Raw genomic sequence first — 3031 nt, 5'->3', positions numbered from 1 at the left:
CACGAATAAGGTTCTCCGACAATGGCCCTGGAATTTCTGAACAATACAAAGACCGGGTTTTTGACCTCTTCTTTTCACTTAAGGACAAAAGCCGGCGTCGAGGCTTAGGACTCTTTATTGCCCGAGAGGCTGCGGAGCACAACGGGGGTGCATTGATGCTGGATCCAGACGCAGTCAATGATGAAGGGCGTTTTTCTACTTTCGACTATCGCGTGGTGGGGGACAACCTTGAGCGATAAACAGCGGGTACTCGATGCCGGGATCCGTTCCGCAATTATAGTCGACGACGGATACGACGAGGCTCCACAAGTAGTGGAGCTTCTCGATGAAGGTGCATGGGACAGCCTGTTTGATGATGCGCAGGGCGCCGAGGCAGTGCGGATTGAGGCTTTGTTTCCTGACTATCAGCCCGAAGACCGGGAGGAACTAAAGTCCAACCAAGAGTTCATCGACGCTCTATGGCAAGGTCGGGATGCCATTCGGGATTTACTCAGTGGACTATTTGATGTCTATGAGCAGAAAATACGAGACAACCGCCCCTTCCTGGAGGCGGCAGAAGCCGCCCTCAACGCATTCGAAATTAAATTTGAGACGTGCGGTCGAGACTTTGTCGAGGCAGCTGTCAATGCTGATTTGATCGTCATCGACCTTTTTCTCGGTATCCAACAAGGAGAACGGGACCGCCAGTTTACTGTCGAGCATCTCAAAGAGGTGATCAAACGCCGCGAAGATGTCCCTCTCCCCTCTATTGTCCTTATGTCTCAGGTTCCGGGGATTGATGATTTGGCAAGAGATTTCCGCCAGGATGTTCAGCTCCACGCTTCGGCATTCCGGCACATCAGAAAAAATGATTTGTCGCAGCCGGGACGGATGAAGGGGCTGATTCTCACCCTCGCATCGCATCGGTCGGATAGCCAGGCACTTGCCACGTTTGTGGAAACTTGGGAGGATAAAGCTATTGAGGCCGTCCATGCGGCCGCAGGCACTCTTCGTAAGATCGACATCGATGATTTGCAGCATATTCGGAGTATGTTGCTCCGTTTTGAGGGGCTTAATACATCAAGCTACATGCTTGATGTCTTTGATCGTGTTCTTCAATATGAAATCGAATCTCACGGTGCCGTATTGGATGCTGCGCTCCGACTTGATGAGATGGCAGACGATCCTGCGCCGCTGATGATCTCAAATGACCGAGACACTTATACGGTACTGGAACAGACCCTCTTCGTTAATCCAAAACGCCGCACCCATGCCACCGGTGCCGAATGGCCGATTGCTTTTGGCGATATTTTGGGGCCAAGGCCAGGTAATCCGATAAAGCGCCGCGGTTTCTTTTCAGGTCGCGACGATCTGGTATTTTTCGTTGCTTCGCCGGAGTGCGATCTGATTCGAAAAGATGGGCTTGTAACGGCATTGCTAGTGGCTGGATCGTTAAAGAACATCGACATGGCCAAGCCGGGACTCGCCGTGACAGCAAAGACGACTCCTGTGATAACAATGAATGGAAACCAGCGTTTTCAGATCGATTGGAATTTTGGTGATCTGCGCACGATTAGCCTGGATCAGGTAAAGCGCTTGCTCCACCTAGATCGCGGTGACATGTCGATTGTTGCGAGGCTTCGGGAAGGACCCGCGCTTAGTCTACGGCAGCAGTTACTCAGCAATGTCGGACGGGTGGGAGAACTCGCGCCTCTCCCAAGATCATGGAGGTTTCGGGCCGACCTTTATCTCCCATTACAGGAAGGAGGGGCACAGCCTATCACCATACCTGACGGTGTCGTGATCACCGGCAATGTGCTTATTCCCCGGCGTGGAAAGTTTGCAACGCTGATCATTGACTCTAACTGCGAGGCGGATTTAACGGAAGTCCTATTAGGCTTGGATCTCGATAATGTAGCGAACAGGAGTAAAGCGAGCTTTGAAACACTCAAAGAGCAGTCCCGGATTCGACAGATCTTTAGATCAGGATTCCAAGGAGTTGATTTACCCTTGAGTATGTCCCGCACAGCAGGTTTACTTAAGCTTGGCGAAGAACAACCTGAGACTGATGAGAAAAAGCCTAAGATTGACAAGGTTGCGACGATTGTGAACGGGGATGCAGATGAAGATCTGCTCGCCAATATTGAACCAAATGCAGGTCTTGTGTTACAGGTTTATTTGGAGTCTGATATGTAAATATTGTTTGAGAATACCATTGACTAATTTTGTGATTTCCTCATATTAATCAGAGGCATGAGATTTGTTCACGTTAACATTTAATTAAGATCAAGTTGGCCTTGAAATACATTTGATTGTTCAGTTAGATGCAATACTTCAAGAGCTCTTTGGAGCTTGATGCCATTGGGGATTCCTTGTGATGTCATAAGCCAGCCAGTTTTGGTATCTGAGTATCTAAAATAAGCATGCAAGATAGTTTGAATAGAAAGTAGCGTTAAGTGAGATAGGGTTTTCAGAAGAATGATTCTTGGGTCATCTTCAAGAGTAGTATTATCGTTCTCGTCGAAATAAGGCTCTATGCAAGTTTTATGGGAGTGAAATAGCTCATTTCGTATTTCACGGCATAAATGGATGTAATGATACTTCGAGCTATCAGTGCAATTTGCTGCTCTTGTTACCGTTTGTAAGATCTTATCAGAAACCAGGCTTTTTGCTTCCGCGTAGATGATTGCTAAACCTTTAAGTTCGCTGTTATTTGATTTTGTTTTTAAGTATTCAATGACTTTTCCGCTAGGTCCCTTGCCTTCGTAATCTGAACAACAGCGCCTTGATAAATTTTCAAATGCTATCCAAGCCCACATGAAACGAGTCATTTCTAAAGTATAAAGTGATGTTATGTCGCTCAGTGCACATTCGTAGTCCCAGGCTTGGCTGCACATTAAACTACCGCCGGGTTCGATAAACTCGGTAGTTACTTGTGTGCTTTCAATACTCCCGCCTATTCTTAATGGTTCTGCAATTATTTCCCAGAATTCTTGTGTGTCATATGGTTCATTAGATTCAACACCAGATTTTTCTATTATTGTTGAGTCAC

Annotated in this window: 3 protein-coding genes; 2 read left to right on the top strand and 1 reads right to left on the bottom strand. The window is 47.1% G+C overall.

Annotated elements, in window-relative coordinates:
• Together ACOCD2_RS15420 and ACOCD2_RS15415 are read left to right on the top strand one after the other, a co-directional pair.
• Positions 1-239 (top strand): ATP-binding protein (locus tag ACOCD2_RS15420; RefSeq protein WP_419625771.1); only part of this gene is annotated, 239 nt, incomplete at its 5' end.
• Positions 229-2175 carry a hypothetical protein gene (locus ACOCD2_RS15415; protein WP_293652849.1) on the top strand — a complete coding sequence of 649 codons (1947 nt, stop codon included), beginning with the start codon at positions 229-231 and terminating at the stop codon, positions 2173-2175. The genes ACOCD2_RS15420 and ACOCD2_RS15415, both read left to right, overlap by 11 nt.
• An 80-nt stretch (positions 2176-2255) precedes the next feature.
• Here the strand turns inward: ACOCD2_RS15415 and ACOCD2_RS15410 are convergent.
• Positions 2256-3031: hypothetical protein (locus ACOCD2_RS15410; RefSeq protein WP_419625770.1), on the bottom strand; the 776-nt coding region annotated here is incomplete at its 5' end.

The sequence above is a fragment of the Thiolapillus sp. genome (assembly GCF_048562965.1).
Classification (GTDB): Bacteria; Pseudomonadota; Gammaproteobacteria; order Chromatiales; family Chromatiaceae; genus Thiolapillus; species Thiolapillus brandeum_A.
This window is presented reverse-complemented; position numbering and strand designations above follow the sequence as displayed.